This window comes from Acinetobacter sp. 228, assembly GCF_048147885.1.
Map to the genome: position 1 here is coordinate 1 of NZ_JAYWYV010000488.1, position 1124 is coordinate 1124.

Genomic DNA, 1124 nt, shown 5'->3' on the forward strand with positions numbered 1-1124 from the left:
AGTTGCAAAAAAATCTTTCTCGAAATAGAAAATTTATGCATAGAATGCTATAGGATACTTTAGTTCGCAGCGAATTTATATCTTATCTAGATGAATTAATCCTGAAAAAGGTTTGACATGATTAGCCTCCCCTTGGTTTACACAATTTTGGCACTCATCGCATATACCACTTCTTTCTGGTATCTGTTCATACGTTTAATGTCAAAACGTGAACCAAACCCATGGTTATTTGCTTTTGTTACGACCTTAGCACTGCTGTTACATGGCACAGTTTTATGTCATGCCATGCTGACGCCATCAGGAATTAACTACGATGTTTTTAATCTGGTGTCTTTTACATCAGGACTTATGTTGTTGTTAAGCTTAGTTTTTAGTACTTTCCGCCCGATTGTACCGTTAAACTTGCTCGGCATTCCTGTAGCGGCGATTGGTCTTATTTTAGGTTTTGCATTTAGCCGTCCCGATCAGTTTATTGAACAGCATTCATTAGGTTTAGATACTCATATTATTCTTTCACTTTCTGCTTATGCTGTTTTACTGATGGCAACCATACATGCGATCTTGATATGGTTCCAAAACCGTGAACTCAAAAAGAAACAAAAAAAACGTATTTGGGTCAATTTACTTCCATCCATTCAGGCCATGGAGTCTTTATTATTTGACCTCATCATTACTGGTTTTATTTTATTAACCATTGCTCTCGCGTTTGGTTTCTTAACAGTTGATAGCTTCTTTGCCCAACATCTCGCTCATAAAACCGTATTTAGTATTATTTCATGGTTTATTTATGGCTCTTTATTGATTGGTCACTATAAACTTGGCTGGCGCGGTCAAAAAGCGATTCGTTTTACCCTAATTGGTTTTGCATTATTAGCGATCGGTTTTATTGGCAGTAAATTTGTGCTTGAGATGATATTGGGTCGATAAAACAATTAAAATTTCAGCACTACTAGACAGCGTTATACATATCCCGTATAACGCTGTTTTTGTTTTGCTCAGGTGACTCAGACTGTGAAACTCATACTCGCTCCAATGGAAGGTTTAACTGACCCGATCATGCGGGATACACTCACATCTGTTGGTCACTTCGACTGGTGTGTAACCGAGTTTATTCGCGTTACAGA

General features: G+C 37.6%; 1 protein-coding gene and 1 pseudogene. Both read left to right on the forward strand.

From position 1 onward, the window contains the following. Positions 1-117: 117 nt before the first annotated feature. Positions 118-927: a cytochrome C assembly family protein gene (locus VXQ92_RS20095; RefSeq protein ID WP_000624642.1), complete on the forward strand. Its 810-nt coding sequence runs from the start codon at positions 118-120 to the stop codon at positions 925-927. A gap of 84 nt (positions 928-1011) precedes the next feature. Beyond that, a pseudogene (locus VXQ92_RS20100) lies at positions 1012-1124 on the forward strand (tRNA-dihydrouridine synthase C); the annotation flags it as partial.

Coding starts and splice junctions, on each gene's coding strand:
- VXQ92_RS20095 (WP_000624642.1), top strand. CDS start 118: ATGATTAGCCTCCCCTTGGTTTACACAATTTTGGCACTCATCGCATAT.